Source organism: Lentzea flaviverrucosa (assembly GCF_003350445.1).
GTDB lineage: Bacteria > Actinomycetota > Actinomycetes > Mycobacteriales > Pseudonocardiaceae > Lentzea > Lentzea californiensis.
This window is the reverse complement of record NZ_QQAU01000013.1, coordinates 77039-96226: the sequence shown is the minus strand read 5'-3', so window position 1 is coordinate 96226 and position 19188 is coordinate 77039. Positions and strand designations below refer to the sequence as shown.

The 19188-nt window shown below is 70.3% G+C and carries 16 protein-coding genes, 2 tRNA genes and 2 pseudogenes; 11 read left to right on the top strand and 9 right to left on the bottom strand.

The features are described 5' to 3' along the window. Positions 1 to 169: 169 nt before the first annotated feature. Positions 170 to 1711 carry a glycoside hydrolase family 13 protein gene (locus DFR72_RS32900; RefSeq protein WP_090070342.1) on the bottom strand — a complete coding sequence of 514 codons (1542 nt, stop codon included), beginning with the start codon at positions 1709 to 1711 and terminating at the stop codon, positions 170 to 172. Positions 1712 to 2010: 299 nt separating this feature from the next. Between DFR72_RS32900 and DFR72_RS32895 the strand changes: the two genes are divergently transcribed. Both DFR72_RS32895 and DFR72_RS45870 read left to right on the top strand, forming a co-directional pair. Further along, positions 2011 to 2083, top strand: a tRNA-Gln gene (locus DFR72_RS32895). Between the two features lie 80 nt (positions 2084 to 2163). Beyond that, a tRNA-Ile gene (locus DFR72_RS45870) sits at positions 2164 to 2235 on the top strand. Here DFR72_RS45870 and DFR72_RS48000 read toward each other — a convergent pair. Further along, complete coding sequence (locus DFR72_RS48000; RefSeq protein WP_425459927.1) at positions 2192 to 2920, bottom strand: inositol monophosphatase family protein; 729 nt, start codon at positions 2918 to 2920, stop codon at positions 2192 to 2194. The two genes, DFR72_RS45870 and DFR72_RS48000, sit on opposite strands and share 44 nt — an antisense overlap. A gap of 69 nt (positions 2921 to 2989) precedes the next feature. Here DFR72_RS48000 and DFR72_RS32885 point away from each other — a divergent pair, with 69 nt between their 5' ends. The 5 genes and pseudogenes from DFR72_RS32885 to DFR72_RS32875 form a co-directional block, all read left to right on the top strand. After that, complete coding sequence (locus DFR72_RS32885) at positions 2990 to 3964, top strand: ArsR/SmtB family transcription factor (RefSeq protein ID WP_090070345.1); 975 nt, start codon at positions 2990 to 2992, stop codon at positions 3962 to 3964. Further along, complete coding sequence (locus tag DFR72_RS47785) at positions 3961 to 4131, top strand: hypothetical protein (RefSeq protein WP_170176520.1); 171 nt, start codon at positions 3961 to 3963, stop codon at positions 4129 to 4131. The genes DFR72_RS32885 and DFR72_RS47785 overlap by 4 nt, the downstream gene beginning before the upstream one ends. Further along, positions 4101 to 4283, top strand: coding sequence for a hypothetical protein (locus DFR72_RS47780; protein ID WP_143086906.1), 183 nt, complete (start codon positions 4101 to 4103; stop codon positions 4281 to 4283). The genes DFR72_RS47785 and DFR72_RS47780 overlap by 31 nt, the downstream gene beginning before the upstream one ends. 262 nt (positions 4284 to 4545) lie before the next feature. Then, positions 4546 to 5703 (top strand): RNA-guided endonuclease InsQ/TnpB family protein, encoded by a 1158-nt coding sequence (locus DFR72_RS32880; RefSeq protein WP_211335616.1) that lies wholly within the window; start codon positions 4546 to 4548, stop codon positions 5701 to 5703. 87 nt (positions 5704 to 5790) lie between these two features. Continuing rightward, positions 5791 to 5910: pseudogene (locus DFR72_RS32875) on the top strand (DUF1684 domain-containing protein); the annotation flags it as partial. On the opposite strand, the gene DFR72_RS32870 reads toward DFR72_RS32875, so the two are convergent. The 3 genes from DFR72_RS32870 to DFR72_RS32860 form a co-directional block, all read right to left on the bottom strand. Continuing rightward, on the bottom strand, positions 5907 to 6605 hold the full coding sequence (locus DFR72_RS32870; protein ID WP_170176519.1) for an aminoglycoside 3'-phosphotransferase: 699 nt from the start codon (positions 6603 to 6605) through the stop codon (positions 5907 to 5909). The pseudogene DFR72_RS32875 and the gene DFR72_RS32870 overlap by 4 nt on opposite strands. 38 nt (positions 6606 to 6643) lie before the next feature. Continuing rightward, positions 6644 to 7537, bottom strand: coding sequence for a hypothetical protein (locus tag DFR72_RS45860; RefSeq protein ID WP_090070350.1), 894 nt, complete (start codon positions 7535 to 7537; stop codon positions 6644 to 6646). 159 nt (positions 7538 to 7696) lie between these two features. Then, on the bottom strand, positions 7697 to 8713 hold the full coding sequence (locus DFR72_RS32860) for a LacI family DNA-binding transcriptional regulator (protein ID WP_090070352.1): 1017 nt from the start codon (positions 8711 to 8713) through the stop codon (positions 7697 to 7699). Between the two features lie 155 nt (positions 8714 to 8868). On the opposite strand from DFR72_RS32860, the gene DFR72_RS32855 reads away from it, so the two are divergent. Next, positions 8869 to 11586, top strand: a complete 2718-nt coding sequence (locus DFR72_RS32855; RefSeq protein ID WP_170176518.1) for an AfsR/SARP family transcriptional regulator — start codon at positions 8869 to 8871, stop codon at positions 11584 to 11586. Here the strand turns inward: DFR72_RS32855 and DFR72_RS32850 are convergent. Together DFR72_RS32850 and DFR72_RS32845 are read right to left on the bottom strand one after the other, a co-directional pair. Further along, entirely contained in the window at positions 11572 to 12045 is a 474-nt protein-coding gene (locus DFR72_RS32850; protein WP_090070356.1) for a hypothetical protein, read from the bottom strand. The two genes, DFR72_RS32855 and DFR72_RS32850, sit on opposite strands and share 15 nt — an antisense overlap. Before the next feature lie 47 nt (positions 12046 to 12092). Continuing rightward, entirely contained in the window at positions 12093 to 13535 is a 1443-nt protein-coding gene (locus DFR72_RS32845) for a sigma-70 family RNA polymerase sigma factor (RefSeq protein ID WP_170176517.1), read from the bottom strand. Positions 13536 to 14012: 477 nt separating this feature from the next. On the opposite strand from DFR72_RS32845, the gene DFR72_RS32840 reads away from it, so the two are divergent. Continuing rightward, complete coding sequence (locus tag DFR72_RS32840; RefSeq protein WP_211335615.1) at positions 14013 to 14309, top strand: YiaA/YiaB family inner membrane protein; 297 nt, start codon at positions 14013 to 14015, stop codon at positions 14307 to 14309. Positions 14310 to 14432: 123 nt separating this feature from the next. Here the strand turns inward: DFR72_RS32840 and DFR72_RS47995 are convergent. Next, positions 14433 to 14711 (bottom strand): annotated as a pseudogene (locus tag DFR72_RS47995) (ATP-binding protein); the annotation flags it as partial. A gap of 294 nt (positions 14712 to 15005) precedes the next feature. After that, positions 15006 to 16028: a LacI family DNA-binding transcriptional regulator gene (locus tag DFR72_RS32830; protein ID WP_090070362.1), complete on the bottom strand. Its 1023-nt coding sequence runs from the start codon at positions 16026 to 16028 to the stop codon at positions 15006 to 15008. 150 nt (positions 16029 to 16178) lie between these two features. Here DFR72_RS32830 and DFR72_RS32825 point away from each other — a divergent pair, with 150 nt between their 5' ends. Both DFR72_RS32825 and DFR72_RS32820 read left to right on the top strand, forming a co-directional pair. Continuing rightward, positions 16179 to 17810: a glycoside hydrolase family 13 protein gene (locus DFR72_RS32825; protein WP_090070364.1), complete on the top strand. Its 1632-nt coding sequence runs from the start codon at positions 16179 to 16181 to the stop codon at positions 17808 to 17810. 16 nt (positions 17811 to 17826) lie between these two features. Further along, positions 17827 to 19185 (top strand): ABC transporter substrate-binding protein, encoded by a 1359-nt coding sequence (locus DFR72_RS32820; protein WP_090070365.1) that lies wholly within the window; start codon positions 17827 to 17829, stop codon positions 19183 to 19185. Positions 19186 to 19188 lie beyond the last annotated feature (3 nt).

Here is a 19188-nt window from a genome sequence, read left to right as displayed (position 1 = left end):
TGCTTTCGATCGGAGTTTGCCGGCGTCGGTCGTGCCGAGCCGGTCTGACGCTGGAGGTCGATCAACCGTTCCCGTACACGGAAAAACCCCCTGAGTCCGATCCGGAACCGATGTCCACGGAACGTACTCAGGGGGTCTGACAATTTTGTCGATCAAGTGGAACAGCTGGTCAGAGCTTCCACCACAGCGCGGTGTCCGGCGGCAGGAGCAGCAGCCCGTCACGCACCCCGTAGTACGACGAGGCCAGCAGGACCGAGCCCGGGTCCGGCAGTTCCACGACGGCTCCGGACAGGTTCACCGCGCACGCCACGCCGTCCCGTTCGAACCACAGCACGCCGGCCGGGCCGTCGACCCAGGTGAGGCCGGCACCCGGTGCCGGGTTCTCACGGCGCACGCGCAAGGCGTTGCGGTAGAAGGACAGCATCGAGTCCTGGTCGCCCGCCTGGGCCTCCACGCTGAGCTTCGCCCAGTCCGCGGGCTGCGGCAGCCACGACCCGCCGGTGCCGAAGCCGAGCGACGGCCCGGAAGCCGCCCACGGCAACGGGACGCGGCACCCGTCGCGACCGCGTTCGGTGTGACCCGACCGCTCCCACATCGGGTCCTGCAGCACCTCGTCCGGCAGGTCCAGCACCTCGGGCAGCCCGAGCTCCTCGCCCTGGTACAGGTACACCGATCCCGGCAACGCGAGCATCAACGCCAGCGCGGCGCGCGCACGGCGCAGACCGGTCTCACCGCCGCCGTACCGCGTCACGTGCCGTTGCACGTCATGGTTCGACAACACCCAAGTGGTGGGCGCCCCAACGGATTCGACGGCAGCCAGTGACGAGTCGATGACCGACCGCACCGCCTCGAAGGTCCACTCGGCCGAGAGGTAGTGGAAGTTGAACGCCTGGTGCATCTCGTCGGGACGCAGGTACATCGCCGTCCGCTCGGCCGAGGGCGTCCACGCCTCCGCCACGAGCACCCGCTCGCCGGGGTACGAGTCGACGACCGCACGCCACTCGCGGTGGATCTCGTGCACGCCGTCCTGGTCGAAGAACGGCAACGACTCCGTGCCCAGCAGCTTGAGCTGGTCGGCGTGGCCGATGTCGGGCAGTCCCGGCGCCTTGATCATCCCGTGCGCCACGTCCACCCGGAACCCGTCGACACCCAGGTCGAGCCAGAACCGCAGCACGTCGAGGAACTCCGCGCGCACCTCGGGCAGTTCCCAGTTCAGGTCCGGCTGCTCCGGCGCGAACAGGTGCAGGTACCACGACCCGTCGGCCACCCGCGTCCACGCGGGACCGCCGAAGACGGACTCCCAGTCGTTGGGCGGCTGGTCCCCGACGCCCTCGCGGAACATGTAGCGCTCACGGCCACTTCCGGCCAGCGCCTCCTGGAACCACGCGTGCTGGTCGGAGGTGTGGTTCGGCACGATGTCGACGATCACCCGGATGCCGAGCGTGTGCGCGTCGTCCACCAACGCGCGCACGTCGTCGAGTCCGCCGAACTGCGGGTCGACCGCGCGGTAGTCCGCGACGTCGTAGCCGCCGTCCGCCATCGGCGACGAGTAGAACGGCGTGATCCAGACCGCGTCGACTCCTAGGTCGCGCAGGTAGGGCAGGCGCGAGCGAATGCCGGGCAGGTCGCCGACACCGTCGCCGTCCGAGTCGGCGAAGCTGCGCACGTAGACCTGGTAGATGACGGCGTGGCGCCACCAGTCGTGGGACATGTCCCTGCCTTCCGATGGGGTGTGTCAGCGGTCCAGGAAAGACGTTGCAAAAGTTTTCCGCAAGTCGGCTTGAGGATTAGTGGAGAAGAGCCTCCAGGTCTGCAAACTTTTGCAACCCCGAATAATGCGTTGCAAGCGCGCCACGCCATCCGTCAGAGTGGATCTCGACGAACCGGAGGAAGGAGCCAGCCGTGAGGCAACACCTGCGCCATCAGCACTTCTGGTGCTCCTCGGCATGAGCTGACTCATGTCTCCGGGGAGCCGTCCCGTCGCACTCAGCGACGAGGCGGCTTTTTTGATGCCCGTTGGTCCAATTGGCACGGACACCGCGCTCTGAACGCGGAGATCGAGGTTCGAGTCCTCGACGGGCAGCCGTGACCGAAGCCGAAGCAGTCGAGGCACCAGGTTGTGGTCCTGGTCGAAGCCGGTGCGAGTCCGGTCGGTCACTTTAGCGCGCGGGATCCGGCGATCACCCAGGCCTCATGAGCCCGGGGTGCCTGGTTCGACACCAGGACGCGCGACCAGGAGAGCGAGGAAGGCGTCGTGCAGGACACCGTTGGTGGCCAGCACGACGTCCTCCCCGGCCACCGTCACGCGACCGCCCGCCTCCTCCACGAGCACCGGCAGGCACGCCAGGTCGAACCGGTCCAGGCCCGCGCCCGCCGCGATCACCGCGTCCACCCGGCCCGTGATGAGATCCAGCACCGACGTGGAGCCGTCCACGACGACGCATTGGTCCAGCGTCGGCTTCCTCTTGCCGTGCAAGCACACCCGCGCGCCGTCGATGGTGCCCCGTGAGGACACGCGGGCTACTTCCTCCTGCTCGCCGCGGAAGATCCGGCAGCCGATACCCCGTCCCGCCGCCATGGTGATGCCCAGCGACGGCATCGCGGACACGGCCAGCGCGTTCTCCAGCACCAGGTCCACCGAGTACGTCGGCCGCCCGGCCACGAAGTCGGCGGTGCCGCTGATCGGGTCGACCAGCCACCGTCGGCCGGAGGTCCCCACGCGCTCGGGCCGTTCCTCTCCCACAATGCCGTCCTCGGGCACCGCTTCGGCGAGCATCCGGCGCACCAGGTCCTCGACCTGGAGATCGGTCGGGGTGACCTCGCTGCCGTCCTCCTTGAGCCGCACGTCCGCGTCGCCCGCCCGGAACGTGCGTTCCGCCACCTGTGCTGCCCGGCCGGCGATCCGCAACGCCAGCCGCATGTCGGTCCACATGACCGCGAAGCCTGGCGCGGCTGCCTGCCGGGTGTAACAGATGTAGCGTTCTGCTACATGATCGAGTTCGTGCTCGGCGAGTCCGACCTGGTGGACGTGCGGTTCGCCGTCTCACCGCTCAGCGAGCTGACACTCAGCCTGCGGGTGTTGAAGGACCCGGCGAAGTACCCGTTGCACCTGCCGTGGGTTCGCGGCATCCGCGGCGTCGACGCCGACGTCCTCCTGGCGCTGTCCACCGCCCGAGGCTGGACGCCGGACTTCCTGAGCCCTCGCCCGCTGACACCGTTCACGCGGATCGAGGACGAGTTCGCGGCGTTGCGCGAGATCCCCGCGCGCACCATGCGGCGCGATTACCGCACGCTGTTCGGGGACGTCCCGGTCGCGTTGCGCGACCGCGGCCGGGTGCTCGACGCGCTGGAGCACTACTGGCACGCGGCGTTGGCGCCGCGGTGGGACCGGATGCGCGCGGTGCTCGAAGCCGACATCGCTCACCGGGGCCGTGACATGGCCCAGCACGGGCTGGCGGCGATGCTCTCGGGGATCTCCGACCGGATCACCTTCTCCGCTCCGGTGGTCCAGGTGCGGATCGCGGGGGCGCAGCCGCGGCGGGTGGAGGCCGGGGGACAGGGGCTGACGCTGGTTCCCAGCGTGTTCGCGCGACGCACGGCGGTGCCCGTCGACGCCGGCGCACCGCCGTTGCTGATCTATTCGGCCCGTGGCGCCGGCACGGTGTGGGAGAAGGGCCGCAGCCGTGGGCCCGCAGCACTCGCCGGTGTCCTCGGGCAGGTGCGCGCGGACCTGCTGGCCGAGCTGGCGCAGCCGCGTTCGTCCACGGACATCGCACGCTTCACGGGCGTCACGACCTCGGCGGTGAACCAGCACCTGCGGGCGTTGCGCGACGCCGGCCTGCTGGCCTCGCAACGGCACGGGCGCAGCGTCGTCTACGCCCGCACCGACCTCGGCGACGCCCTCGTTTCCCATTCCGTGGAACAGGGAAGCTCCGTTGTGAATCCGTCGTTCGCAAGGACATGAGCTTCGCGGAGGACTGGCAGACCTGGAAGACGGAGCGGGAGACCACGCTGGCGGACCCGTACGGGTGGCTGGCGCTCGTCTCACTCGACTGGCTGGAGACGAGCCCACGCACCTATGACGGCCTACCGGGCGAGTGGTGGCAAGACGACGACACGCCGGATACCTGATCCGCATCCACGACCCGAAAGGCCCGGTGCTGCGGGACTTCAAGGGCGTGCCGTCGTACGACTCGCAAGAGAAGTGGGTGCTGGACGGCGAGTACGAGCCGTTCTGCGCGCCCGTGCCCACGACCGTCGGTGCGGTGGTGGAGGGGCCTTAGCCACGTGTACGAGGCGCCGGGCCGTATGCGGTTCAACGGGCTAATCGCAGGAGTCCCGGCCGTCCACGGCCGGGAGGAATGCGTTCTGTGGTGTCGCGGTGCTCCGCCGCAGAAGGCGGCGATGTAGGAGGGTGACCAGAAGTGGTCAGCCCACAGGTACGCGATGTGGCTGGGGAAGTCGTGGTGCAGGTGCCTGGAAGAGTGCGGATATCGGGGTTCGACTCCATCGAGGTGCCACAGGCCAACGATTAGAATGATCGTTGTGAAGATCGTCGTGCGGGTGAAGCTGCTGCCGGACGCTGTGCAGGCGTCGGCGTTGGCGGCTACCTTGCACGCGTGCAACCAGGCCGCGAACGAGGTGTCGCGGATGGCGTTCGAGCGGCGGGTGTTCTCCCGTCGGGCACTGCAGCGACTGGCGTATACGAGCCTGAAAGCGCGGGGCTTGTCGGCTCAGCCGGCATTGCACGTGATCCGCAAGACCGCCGACGCCTGTACCACGCTGCACGCGAACATCCGCAACGGCAATCTCGGCTCGGAGGGCTCGAAGCGCCGCGTGAAAGCGGAGTCGACACCGGTCGGGTTCCGGCCGGACGCGGCGCAGCCGTTCGACGACCGCTGCCTGTCGTGGAATCACGACGCGCGGACGGTGTCGATCTGGACCACGGCCGGCCGTGTGAAGAATCTGCGGTTCACCGGTTCGCCGGATCAGCTGACGATGTTGCGTGAGCACCGGCGGGGCGAGACGGACCTGGTGCACCAGGACGGCATGTGGTTTCTGATCGCCACCTGCGATATCGCGGAGCCGGAGACGTTCGAGCCGTCCGGGTGGCTGGGCATCGATCTGGGGATCGTGAACGTCGCGACCACAAGCGACGGTGACCGCGCCGCCGGGCGCCGCGTGAACCGCTACCGGCGGCACCTGCAACGTTTGCGTCGAAAACTGCAACGCAAGAAGACCAAGTCCGCCAAACGCACGCTCAAACGGCTGCGCCGCCGGGAATCGCGGCATGTGGCCGACACCAACCACGTCCTGTCGAAACAGTATGTGACCGCCGCGCAACGCACCGGACGCGGGATCGGCCTGGAAGACCTGGCCGGAATCCGCGACCGGGCACGGCTGAGGAAACCACAGCGCGTCGTGCTGAACTCGTGGGCGTTCCATCAACTCGGGGCCTTCATCACCTACAAAGCCCAGCGCGCCGGGGTGCCGGTCCAGTTCGTGGACCCGCGTAACACCTCGCGAGGCTGCTCCGAGTGCGGCCACATCGATAGGCGCAACCGGCCCAGCCAAGCCCGGTTCGTCTGCCGGTCCTGCCGCTACACGGCGAACGCCGACCACAACGCTTCCCGCAACATCAGCCACAAAGCCGATGTCGCGTGGAACGCGGGGCGCCAGTCAGCCGCCCCGACAGCCGCCTGATCAGTGACTGTCCAGACGCAGCCGGCCACACCACAGCCAGTGGTGCCCGAGCCGCAAGCTCGGCCCTTCAGGGCCGAGAAGCTGACCCGCGCCACGAATCTGCCGTGCGCGTTCACCGACTTCGCCACCTGCCCGCTGCCGCCCGCGGGCAACCACCTGGCGTTCGGCGTCGAGGCGGGGGAGAAGACGCCCTACGAGCGAGGCTAGAAGAACTCGTCGAGCAACCGGTACCAGGCGAGCATCTCCGGGCGGGGGGTGAGGCCGTAGGCGCGGTCGAACGCGGCTACGGCCTCTTCGCCCAGTTCCCGGTGGGCCAGCGCGATGTCGCGATGCCGGTCGGAGACGCCCAGCCGCGCGACGTCGATCAGCACGGTCGAGCCGTCCGGCCGCAGCAACACGTTCGGCGGGCAGAAGTCGCCGTGCGCCACCACGAGGTCCTCGGCCGTGGGGGCGGTGGCGACCAGCCGTGCCAGCAACTCCTCGGGTGTGGCACCGAGGTTGTCGTCGTCGAAGTCGTCCGGGTCCACCAGGCCCGCCTCGACGTTGTGCCGGGCACTTTCCAGCACCGCGGGGATCGTCGCGTCGTAAGGACATGAGGCCACCGGCAACGAGTGCAACGACCGCAGCAGCGTGCCCATCACGGTCGCCGCGAGCGCGGGGTCGGCGGAGGCCAGCGACGGTGCGCCGACATCGGCCAGCACCAGCCAGTCCCCGGCGAACGCCCGGATCTCCGGCACCTCGAAGTGCTCGCCCAGCCACAGCAACCGGTCGCGCTCCTCGACGCCCGATCGCTTCACGTAACTGGACCCGGCCCGCCACACGTCGCCGGACAGGCCTTCGTGGTCAGCGGACCACGCGGAGGCCGGGCCGGCCGCGCGCAGGATCTCCTCGGGGACGTTCACCTGATCATTCTCCCCGATGGACAGCGTCCTCGTTCAGCTCACTCGCAGGCGGTGCCGTCCTTGTCGCTGTCCAGCCCGTAGATGTCGGTACCGATGACACGGATCGGGCCCGCGACGTAGGCGGGGCCGTTGCCGCTGCCACCGGCACAGTCCACATCGGTCGCGATCGGCACGCAGCCGCTGTAGTTCGGGTCGCACGCGGGCTTGGGCGCCGGCTGGGGTTGCGGCTGGGGCTGGGGCTTCGGCTGCGGAGCGGGCTGTGGCTGAGGCTGTGGCTGGGGTTGCGGCTTCGGCTGCGCGACCGCCGCAGGAGTGGTCGTCGTAGTGGTGGTCGTTGCCGTCGTGGTGGTCGTTGTCGTGGTGCTGGTCGGCGCCAAGGTGGTCGTGGTCGTGGTGGGCGAGGCCGTCGTCGTCGAACCGGCCGCGTTGCCCTTGTCCGGCGCACCGCCGACGGCGGCTCCGATGATGCCGACCGCGAAGAAGAACGCGAGCAGGCTGGCCGCGCCGATGGCCACGGGGGCCACCCACGACTTGCGCGCCGCAGTGACCGGCACGACCGCGCCGCGGGGGATCTCGCGCGGCATGCGCAGCGAGATCTGCAGCAGCCCGGTGCCGCCGCGCTGGACGAACGCGGCGCAGCCGGTCGACCCGCCGCCGGACTCCACGTGCATCAGCACGGGCGCATACCGTTGCGACATCAGGAAAGTCAGCTCGCCCACGCGGTAGCCGTCGAGCCGGACCTCGATGCCCCGCCGGCCGCGGTGCTTGCCGGCGGCGATCGTGCACCACGTCAGGTTCACGGCGACGTGCCGCGTCACGCCGTCCGGAACCGCGTATCGCGACAGCACGTCCTGGTGGTGCTGCTCGCCGGTGACGGTCACCGTCACCTCGCCGGGAACCATCACCAGACCGGCGGCCGAGTTCTCGATCACTGTCGCAACTCCCTCGGGATGGGCTTGTACGCCTCACCATCGAGAACCTGCGCATGGTGTTACCGAGAGTGCTTCGGAGTTGTACCGAACGGGTGAAAATCAGGCCGGTTCGTCACGGAAGGTCGACGATCGCCGATGTAAGTCCTTTGGATGACTCGATCAGGCGCTGGAACGGATCACGAGCGACGTGGGCAGCAGCAGCGACGGGGGCAGGCCCTGCTCGCCCGCCAGTTCCGCGAGCAGCCGCCACGTCATCGTGCGCCCGAGCTCCTCGACGTCCTGCCGGATCGTCGTCAGCGGCGGCGTGGCGGTCGCAGCGAACACCGAGTCGTCGAACCCGACCACGGCGACGTCCTCGGGCACGCGTTTGCCCTGCGCGTGCAGCACCTGCAACGCGCCCAGCGCCATGATGTCCGCGGCCACGAACACCGCGTCGAGGGCGGGATCCTTGCGCAGCAGCAGTTCCATGGCCCGCGCGCCGCTCTCCGGCGTGAAGTCGCCGTGCGCCACCAGGTTCGCTGCCAGCCTGGCCTCGCTCAGGCCGCGCCTGAACCCGCTGAGGCGGTCGGCGCCGACGGCCATGTCCTTCGGCCCGGCGACGGTGGCGATGCGCTTGCGGCCCAGCGACGCCAGGTGCCGCGCGGCCTCCAGGGCGCCGGTGAAGTTGTCGGCGTCGACGAACGGGACCGTGGTGCCCAGCGGGCGTCCACCGGAGACGACGGGCAGGCCGATCTCGGCGAGCATCGGCACCAGCGGGTCGTCACCGTGCAGGCTGACCAGCAACGCGCCGTCGACGTGCCCGCTGCTCAGGTAGGTGACGAGGTCGCCGGTGTCGGAGGGCTGGCTCATCATCAGCAGCAGCTGCATGTGGCGGCCGGCGAGTTCGGAGTGGATGCCCCGCAGCACACCCGCGAAGAACGGGTCGGACAGCACGCGGCCGGTCGGTTCCGAGACGACCAGGGCGATGGCGTTGGCCCGGTTGCCGGCGAGGGAGCGCGCTGCCTGGTTGGGGGCGTAGCCCAGCTGCGCGATGGCGGCGTGGACGGCCTCCCGGGCCTTCGCGCTGACGTACTGCTCGTCGTTGATCACCCGCGAGACGGTCGACTTGGACACTCCGGCGACCCGCGCGACCTCTTCGATCCGGGGGCCGGGACGTCGCTTCGCCGTCTCGGTCATGCGGTCATCCTAGGCTGCCTGGCCGGACCATGATCTGTTCAGGTCCATCTTCGTTCCCCCTCTTCACGGCGGCGTGCGCCAAGTTTCCAAGATCGTCCGCACAAATTCCGCACAGCACCCCCGAGTTCTGGCACCATGCCCCCCGAGGAGGGCTAGTGCGGTATCGGCTTCTTGGGCCGCTGCAGATCTGGCGTGGGGGCGTGGAACTGCGGCTGGGCGGGCCCCGGCAAAGGGCGTTGCTCGCTGCGTTGGCACTGCACGCCAACGAGACGGTCAGTTTTGAACATCTGAGCGAAGCGGTGTGGGAATCTCCACCCGCGGCTCCTGAATCGAACATCCGAACCTACGTCGCCGCCCTGCGCAAGCTCGTGCTGGACGACCTCGTCACCGTTCCAGGTGGATACCGGCTCAAGGTGCCGGACGGAGAGGCCGACGTCGGCGTCTTCGAGGAGCTGTGCGCGGCCGGCGACGAGGCGTTGAAGCGGGGCGACCACCGGGCGGCGGTGCCGAAGTACGAGGAAGCGCTGGCGTTGTGGCGTGGCCCGGCGCTGGACGGCCTCACCGTGGGGCCGCGGCTCGAAGCCGAGCTCACGCTGCTGCAGGAACGGCGGCTCACCGTCGCCGAGCAGCACGCGCGGCTGTCGATCGAGCTCGGCCAGGGCCAGCGGCTGATCCCCGAGCTGCGGCGGCTGACCAAGCAGTTCCCGTTGCGGGAACAGCTGTGGCTGCAGCTCATGCACGCGCTGCAGCGGGCCAACCGGCCGGCCGAGGCGCTGCAGGTCTTCGACGGCGTGCGGGTGCTGCTCGCCGAGGAACTCGGCACCGATCCGGGCGGCGAACTGCGCGAGCTGCACGCACGGCTGCTACGCGGCGACCAGCCGCGGCCGGCGTTGAACACGCTGCCCCGCGACGTCGCGGACTTCACCGGCCGCGTGGCCGAGCTGGACCGGCTGACCCAGGCGGTCACCGGCAAGGCGGCCGTCGTGATCTCGGCGATCGACGGCATGCCGGGCGTCGGCAAGACGACGCTCGCCGTGCACCTGGCGCACCGCCTGGAGCACCCGGACGGTCAGCTGTTCATCGACCTGCACGCGCACACCGCGGGCCGTGCGCCCGTGGAACCGACAGACGCGCTCGACGTGCTGTTGCGCGCGCTCGGCCTGGAGGAGATCCCGGTCGGTCTGGACGAACGGGCCGCCCTGTGGCGGGCCGAGCTGTCCCAGCGCAGGTTGCTGGTCGTGCTCGACAACGCGGTGAGCGCCGACCAGGTGCGTCCGCTGCTGCCGGGCGTGCCGGGATCGCTGGTGCTGGTCACGTCCCGTGCGCGGCTGGTCGAGCTGGAAGGCACCTCGACGCTCACGCTGGACGTGTTGTCCGAGGCGGAGGCGTTGCAGCTGTTCGCCACGATCGTCGGCGACGAACGCGGCAACGACGCCGCCGCTCGTGAGGTCGTGGAGCTGTGCGGACGGTTGCCGCTGGCCGTGCGCCTGGCCGCCGGCCGGCTCCGCAGCCGTCCCACCTGGACCACCGCCCACCTCGCGACGCGGCTGCGCGAAGGGCGATTATCCGAACTGGACGCGGTGTTCGCGCTGTCGTTCAGCCAGCTCCCCGCCGCGCACCAGCGGCTCTTCGGCCTGCTGGGCCTGCACCACGGCACCGACTTCGACGTCCACCAGGCCGCCGCGCTGGGCGAGCTCGACCTGCTCGAGACCGACGGGATGCTCGAAGACCTCGTCGACGTGCACCTGCTGGAGCCGACGACGCTCGGCCGGTACCGGATGCACGACCTGCTCCGGCAGTACGCGCAGTCCAAGGTGCACGCCACCCGTGAGCCGCTGACCAGGCTGCTCGACCACTTCCTGGACACGGCGAACCAGGCGACGAGGCTGATGTCGCCCGCCGCGCGCAGGTACGAGGTCGACATCACCTACCGGCCGCAGTCACGGCTGGTGCTGCGCGACTACGACCACGCGGTCGAGTGGCTGGAGACAGAACGTCAGACGCTCGTGGCCGCCGTGGCGTTGTCGCTCGACGGTGACTGGCGCACGCACACGTGGCAGCTCGCGCGCGCGTTGACGTTCTTCTGCATGGTGCGCGGCCACACGCGTGACTGGGCCACGATCAACGAACTGGCGCTGGAGGCCGCGAAGGACGAACCGGTCGCGCTCGCCATCACCACCAAGAACTACGCGATGGTGTTCTGGCAGACCGCGCAGTACCCGACGGCCATCCACTACAACGAGCGCGCGATCGAGATGCTCCGCGAGCTGGGCGACCTGCAGGGCGTGGCGGGCACGCTGAACAACCTCTCGCTGGTCTACCGGACCCTCGGCCGCCACACCGAGGCCGCTGAACTGCTCGAACAGGCCATCACCGTGGCACGTCAGCTCGGCGACCGGCACCTCGAGTCGCAGGCGATGAGCAACGTCAGCAACATCTACAGCGCGCTCGGCCGCTACGACGAGGCGCTGCAGGCGTGCACGTCGGCGCTCGCGCTGATGCGGGAGATGGGCAGCCGCCGCGACGAGGCGGACACCCAGAGCGCGCTGGGCATGATCCTGCACGCCATGGGTAGGCACTCCGAAGCGTTGGAGGCGCTGGAATCGGCGTTGGCCGCCGTGCGCGCGATCGGTGACGTCACGACGGAAACCGTGGTGCTCAACTACCTCGGTGAGGTGCTGACCGCGGCCGGGCGTCCTGCCGAGGCCATCGCACCGTTGCGTGAGGCGCTGGAACTGGCCGAGCGCATCGACGACCGGCGTGAGGCCGCGAACGCGCACAAGCACCTCGCCCGCGCGGTCGCCGATCCCGCCGAGGCGGAGCGGCACCGCAAAGAGGCGGACGAGAGGTTCGCCGCCCTAGTCACGGAGTGAGCGGGGGCCCGGCCTCCCGCCGGGCACCACCGCGCCGCGCGGCAGTCCGTCCCGCAGCAACGGCAACAGCCTGGGGTGCTTGCTCATGAGCACCGCGGCCGTGCCGTTGCGCTGCTGGATCCGGCGGCAGAAGTGCGGTGACAGCCCCACGCCGAGATAGGCCTCGGCCCGTGGCCCGTAGACGACCGCGCCGTCGTGCCCGCACCACGCGGCCGCGACAGCCAGCCCGTCGGCCCAGACGTAGCCCTCGACGTACGTCCCGCCGTTGTGGCGGATCGCCTCGCTGAAGGCGTCGCTGAACGTCACCTGCGGCTGCAGTCTGGTCCCGGCGTCGGCGGACCACCAGGTGCCCAGGTCGAGCACCAGGCCCTCCACACTCGCGTGCGCCCACTCCGAGTCGTCGACGAGCGTGCGGAACGGCGCCTCCAGCTCCGTCAACGCGGCCGTGAGCTCCTCCACCCGCCCATGGTGCGGTGCCCGGGCGGATCCCGCTGTCCGAAGTGGACTCAGGCCTGCGCCTGGGCGATCGTGATCGGGATGCTCACCTGCACCGGCCCCGCCACCCCGGTGATGACCCCGTCCCCGGCCTTGGGACCCGCCTGCAGCCGCGCGCGGAACGTGATCGTCTGGCCGGGCGCCAGCGTCTGGCCGCCCTCGCACGTCACGGTGCCCTTGCCCGCCGGGCAGCCGATCATGCCCGCCGAGGTCTTGCCCGGCCCGACCGTCTTGATCTTGTCGGGCATGGTCAGCGTCAACGTCGGCACCGTCGTCGGTGCCGTGCCGTTGTTGGTGATGTTGATGTTCATCTCGTTGGCCGGGCCCTCGGTGGTCATGGCGATGCCACTGGGTGCCGACCCGGACAGGCTGGCCGCCGCGGGTGCGATCGTGTTGTTGTTCGTCGTGGTCGCCGGTCCGGCGGCGCCGCTCGTCCCCGCGCCCGGTGCCACCGAACCGGCGGTGGCACCCGTCGGCGCGCTGCCGGAGTTCTGGGGCGAACCGGGCTGACCTGGCTGGCTGCTCTGCGCCACGCCTTCCGAGGTGCTCGTGCCGGTCGTCGGCGCCGCTCCGCCGATCGTCGAGGACGGCCCGCCGTCGGAGCTGACGACTCCGGAGGCGGCGACCACCACGACGGCCGCGGCGGAGGCGGCGACGCCCAGCCACGAGCTCAGGCTGACGGTCACCGCGGCGCCCTTGGTCGCGGTCGCGGCGGCGGCGAGGTAACCGGCGGTGCCCGTGCCGAGCACGATGGGGGCGACGAGCCCGCGCAGCGCGCCGTTCACGTCGGACAGTTCGCTGGCGAGCTTGCGGCATTCGGCGCAGTCGTCCATGTGCGCGTCCAGTTGAACGGCGTCACGGCCCTTGAGCCCGCCACGGGTCCAGGCGCCGAGCTTCGTCACCGTGGCCCGGCACTTCTCCGTCGGCTCCTGGTTGATGTGCGCCTGCAGGAACGCCTTGCGCAGGCCTTCGCGCGCACGGAACGCCATCGCGGAGACGCCGTTCGCCGTCAGTCCCAGCAACGGCGCGATCTCGCCGGGCGACTGGCCCTCGATCGCGGTGTGCCACAGGACCGTCTGCCACCGTTCGGGCAGCGTCGCGAACGCCGTCGCGGCCATCGCCTGGTCGAGGTCCTCCACCGGCTTGTCGCGGAACGGCACGCTGGTCGCCTTGGTGGCGCCGTGCACCTCCTCGATGTCACCCGCGAGCTCGAGCCGCTTCTCCTTGCGGGTGCGGTCGTACGCCGCGTGCCGCACGGCCGTCAGCAGGTAGGGGCGGAACGCGGCCCCGGGACCACCGCCGCCGCGCAACGCGGCGAGGACCTTGGCGAACGCCTCCGCCACCAGGTCGTCGGCGTCCGAGGACGACGAGGACAGCTGCATCGCCAGCATGGTCGCCGAGCGCACGTGCCGTTCGTAGAGCTTGCCGTACTCCTCGACCTTGCCGTCTCTCACGGCGTCGATCAGGTCGGCATCCGACGACGGTCGTCCACGCTGCCCGATCAAAGAAAGCCCTCTTAACGTGATGCCCTGTGCTGATACGCGGACCCTATCGACATCACCCAACACGAACAATCCACGCATACGATCCTGATGTATAAAAGAGTTCAGGACCCGCGCAAGTCTTGACCAACACAGGACTGATGGCCCTAGCGCCTACTTGCCTGACCTGCGTGGACTTCCTGACCCGGCTGGTTCCGATGACCTGGGTGCGCCCGCTTCGTTCGCAAAACTAATCGGTGGCGCCGAAATAATTTCGGTGCAGCCCCAAAGGAACCAATCCGCGCTGGGCCAATGGTACGCATCCGGCGGGAATCATATCGTCCACAGAGGACTTGCGTGGCCGGTCCTCCTGCCTGTTGGACGGAACGTGACCTGGACATGAGTAGCCGTACTCATGACAGCCCGCGGGCGACGCTGGACTCTCGGATCATGACCTCTGCCACGCCCTCGCACACGCCGACGACCGCCGCTTTCTACGTGCAGGCGGTCCTCTCGTTCGGGCTCTCGCTGACCGCCGTCGGCATCGGAGTCGTGTTCCTGCCCGTCGACGGATGGGTGCGCGCGTTCCTGGGCATCGCGATGCTCTACACCGTCACCTCGGCGTTCACGCTGGCGAAGGTGCTCAGGGACCGGCAGGAGGACACCTACATCACCAGCCGGGTGGACAGAGCCCGGCTCGACAAACTGCTCACCGACCACGACCCGTTCAAGATCGACGCTCCCTGACGGGTCGGGGGTGGCCCTGCCGCAGCCGCCACGCGCCGGCTCGTGGTGGCTGCCGGCCTCCCCGAACCGCAACCGGACCCTGGCGCCGCCCAGCCGTCCGCGCTCCAGGTGGACGGTGCCGCCGGTCGCCTCCGCCGCGGCACGGGCGATGTCGAGGCCCAGCCCGGTCGACCCGCCTCCGCTGCTGCCGCGGTGCAACGCCGAGGACGGATCGGCCACCCCGGTGCCGCCGTCCTCGACCACCAGCGTCACCCACCCCCTGTGCCGCACCACCGACACCCCGACCGGTGCGGCGGGAGGCGTGTGCCGGAAGACGTTCTCCAGCAACGTGTCCACCACGGCGCCCAGCGCCTCGGTCGCCAGCGGCACCCAGCAGGGCTCGGCCACGTCGATCTCGCACATCCCGCCCTGATCGGCGACGGGCCCCGACCCCACCGCGTCGGCGTCCAGCCGCAAGGCCGCCAGCGGAGTCCGCAGCCGGTGCGACAAGTCCGCGATCATCTCGCGTTCCTTCGCGAGCAGCTGCGACGTCCGCGACGATGCCTCGTCGATCGACACCGCCAGGGCCTCCAGTTCGCGCTGCCCGCGCAACCGCACCCGCCGGCCGACCGGCGTGGCCGGCTGTCGCAACGCCGCCGGAAAAGGGAACGGCCCGTCTGACCGCGAATTCGCCCGGCAAGCTGCTGGGCCACGCCACTAGCGCGCCGGGGGTGCCGTCGAGTTGCGGGTCACCAGGCGCACGTCCAGCACCAGTGGACCGGCCGGCCGTTCGCCGCCCTCGACGAGGGTGAGCAGTCGGTCGACGGCGTGGGTGGCCTTGCCGACGATGTCCTGCGCGATGGTGGTGAGCTTCGGCGTGATGTACGCGCTGATGTCCAGGTCGTCGAAGCCGACCACCGACACCTGGTCCGGGACGCCGATCCCGGCCTCCAGCATGCCCTCGATGATGCCGATCGCCAGGATGTCCGCGGTCGCGAACACGGCGGTCGCGTCCGGGTGTGCGCCGAGCCAGCGCCTGCCCAGCGCGGCGCCGTTCTCGTGCGTGGTGTTCAGCGTCTCGACCGGACAGTCCGCAGTGGACAGACCCGCGTCCTCGAACGCCTGCCGGAAGCCCAGGAAGCGTTCGTGCACGACGCCGACGTCGGTGAACGACGGGCCGGCGAAGACGATCCTGCGGTGTCCCAGGGAGAGCAGGTGCGCGGCGGCCAGGCGGGCGCCGGTGAAGTCGTCGGAACGGACCCCCGTCGTCAGCGGGCCGGCGGCGTAGCTGTCGATCGCCAGCACCGGCGTCGCGCCGGTGACCTTGCGGTGCAGGCCGGCGATCTCCTCGTCCAGGAAACCCAGCAGCACCGCGCCGTCCAGGCTCCACGAGCGCAGCGCCTCGCCGATCTCGGCCGTGTCGGAGACCCCGCGCAGCAGCAGGTGGTAGCCGCGCTTGCGGAGCCTGCGCTCGATCTGGCCGATGATCGCGATGTTGTGCGGGCTGATCGCCAGGCTGTCCTCGCTGGCCGCCGGCACCAGCAGCCCGACCAGCCGGGACCGGTTGGCCGCGAGGCTGCGGGCCGACGCGCTGGGCACGTACCCGCGTTCGTCGATGATCCGGCGCACCCGCTCGACGGTCTCCACCGAGACCCGCGCGCTCTTGCCGTTGATCACGTTCGACACGGTCATCACGCTGACGCCCGCCGCCTGCGCGATGTCCTTCAAGGTGACCCGCATCGCTGGCGCTGCCCCTCCGATTTCCGTCGTTGACACCCTCTGTGCCCGCAGGCTAGCGTCCCACGCCACAGAGATTTAACGCTATACCTAATCTGATCAGCGACGATCGGCGGCTGCCGTGCGTCGGGACCGAACGAGGGGAATCGCACCGTGACGACGGACCTGCCGCCGCCCGCGCCCTGGTGGCGCGACGCGGTGATCTACCAGATCTATCCCCGCAGCTTCGCCGACGCGGGCGGCGACGGGATCGGCGACCTCGGCGGGGTGCGCGCCCGGCTCGGCCACCTGGGCGACCTGGGTGTCGACGCGATCTGGTTCACGCCCTGGTACCTCTCGCCGATGGCCGACGGCGGCTACGACGTCGCCGACTACCGCGCCATCGACCCCGCCTTCGGCACCCTGACCGACGCCGAGGCGCTCATCGCCGACGCCGCCGCGCTCGGCATCCGCACGATCGTCGACGTGGTGCCCAACCACGTCTCCAGCGACCACGCCTGGTTCCGGGCCGCGCTGGCGGCGGGGCCCGGATCGCCCGAGCGCGAACGCTTCTGGTTCCGCGAGGGCAGGGGCGAGCACGGCGAGCTGCCGCCGACGAACTGGCGGTCGAGCTTCGCGGGCGGCACGTGGACCCGCGTCACCGAGGCGGACGGCCGGCCCGGCCAGTGGTACCTGCACCTGTTCGCCCCCGAGCAGCCCGACCTCAACTGGAACCACCCCGAGGTGCGGCGCGAGCACGAGGACGTGCTGCGGTTCTGGTTCGACCGCGGCGTGGCGGGCATCCGCGTCGACTCGGCGTCCATGCCGGTCAAGGACCCGGAACTGCCCGAGGTGCCGGAGACCTACGCCGCGGGGGAGCACCCCTTCATCGACCGCGACGGGCTGCACGACATCTACCGCGGCTGGCGTGCCGTCGCCGACTCCTACGCCGAACCGAGGGTGCTGGTCGGTGAGGTGTGGCTGGACGACCAGAAGCGCTTCGCCCGCTACCTGCGCGCCGACGAGATGCACTCGGCGTTCAACTTCGACTTCATGGGCCGTCCCTGGGACGCCAAGGAACTGCGCGAGTCCATCGAGTCCACTTTGGACGCCCACGCCCCGGTGGGCGCGCCCGCGACGTGGGTGCTGTCCAACCACGACGTGACCCGGCCGGTGACCCGCTACGGCCGCGCCGAGACGTCGTTCTCCTTCCTGGCCAAGCGTTTCGGCGAGCCCACCGACCTGGCGTTGGGGGAGCGGCGGGCACGGGCGGCGGCGCTGCTGACCGCGGCACTGCCCGGCGCGCTCTACCTCTACCAGGGTGACGAGCTGGGCCTGCCCGAGGTCGAGGACCTGCCGCTGGACGTGCTGCAGGACCCGATGCACTTCCGTTCCGGAGGCGTCGACCCCGGCCGCGACGGTTGCCGCGTCCCGTTGCCGTGGACCAGGGAGGGCAGCACGTACGGCTTCGGGCCCGAGGACGGGCAACCGCCCTGGCTGCCGCAGCCGACCGGCTGGGGGGACCGGTCGGTGCAGGCGCAGCACGACGACCCCGCGTCGATGCTCGCGCTCTACCGGTCCGCGCTGGCGCTGCGCCGCGCCGAGGCGGGCCTGCGCGGGGAGTCCTTCGCCTGGATCGACCTGGGCCCGGACGCGATCGCCTTCCGCCGCGACGACGTGATGTGCGCGGTCAACTTCGGCCCCGACCCGCTCCCGCTGCCCGCGCACCGGGAGGTCCTGCTCACCAGCGTCCCCCTCGACGGGGACAGCCTGCCCATCGACGCCGCCGCGTGGCTGCGCGCGTAGTCCCCCTGGAGAGACAATGAAGTCCCACCGTGCAAGAGTCGCCGCCCTCGTGTTGCCGCTGGCACTGACCGCGTGCGGCTCCACCCCCGAAGAGGTCACCGCCGACGGCGAGGTCGTCCTCACCGTCGCGATGGACGCCGGGCTGGAGCCCAAGGCGGTCGAGGCGTTCAACGCCCGCGTCGCCCAGTTCGAGCAGACCAACCCCGACATCGACGTGAAGCCCCAGGAGTACACCTGGACGGCGGCGACGTTCACCGCGCAGCTCGCCGGCGGCACCGTGCCGGACGTGCTGACGGTGCCGTTCACCGACGGTCGCGGCCTCATCGAACGCGGCCAGATCGCCGACGTCAGCGGCCAGGTCGCCGCCCTGCTCTACGCCTCGTCGCTCAACCCGGCCGTCGCCAAGGCGGGCCAGGCCGCGGACGGCAAGCAGTGGGCGGTCCCGATCGCCGCCTACGGCCAGGCCCTGCACTACAACCGCACCCTGTTCACCCAGGCCGGGCTCGACCCCGACAAGCCGCCGACGACGTGGGCCGCCGTCCGCACTGCCGCCAAGCAGATCACCGAACGCACCGGCCAGGCCGGCTACGCGCAGATGACCCAGGGCAACACCGGCGGGTGGATCCTCACCACGCTGGACTACGCCTTCGGCGGGCGCACCGAGAAGGTCGACGGCGAGAAGGCCGAGGCCACCATCGACACCCCGGAGATGGCCGAGGTCCTCGGCGCGTTGCGCGCCATGCGGTGGGACGACAACTCGATGGGCGCCAACTTCCTCTACGACTGGGCGGGCATCAACCAGGACTTCGCCGCCGGCCGCATCGGCATGTACGTCTCCGGTGGCGGCAACTACGGCAACCTGCTCACCCAGAACGGACTCGAGCCCGCCGACTACGGCGTGGCCGCGCTGCCGTTGGCGGACAAGCCCGATGCCGGTGTGCTCGGCGGCGGGACGCTCGCCGTCGTCAGCCCGAACACGGGCGACCGCGGCAAGTCCGCCGCGGTGAAGTGGATCGACTTCTACTACATGGGCAAGCTCACCGCCCAGGACGCCGCCGTCGCCGACGCGAAGACGCTCTCCGAGACCAAGCAGCCCGTCGGCGTGCCCGCGCTGCCGGTGGTGGACCGCGCCACCTACGACAAGCAGCAGGAGTGGGTCAAGCAGTACGTGAACGTGCCGCTGGGGCAGATGAAGCCCTACACCGACGCGATGTTCGGCCAGCCGCTGGTCACCGAGCCGACGAAGTCCACCCAGGAGGTCTACAAGATCCTGGACACGACGGTGCAGAAGCTGCTCACCGACCGCGGCGCCGACATCGCTTCGCTGCTCGAGGCGGCCGACGCCGAGGCGCAGAGCACGATCGGCCGGGGCTGAGCG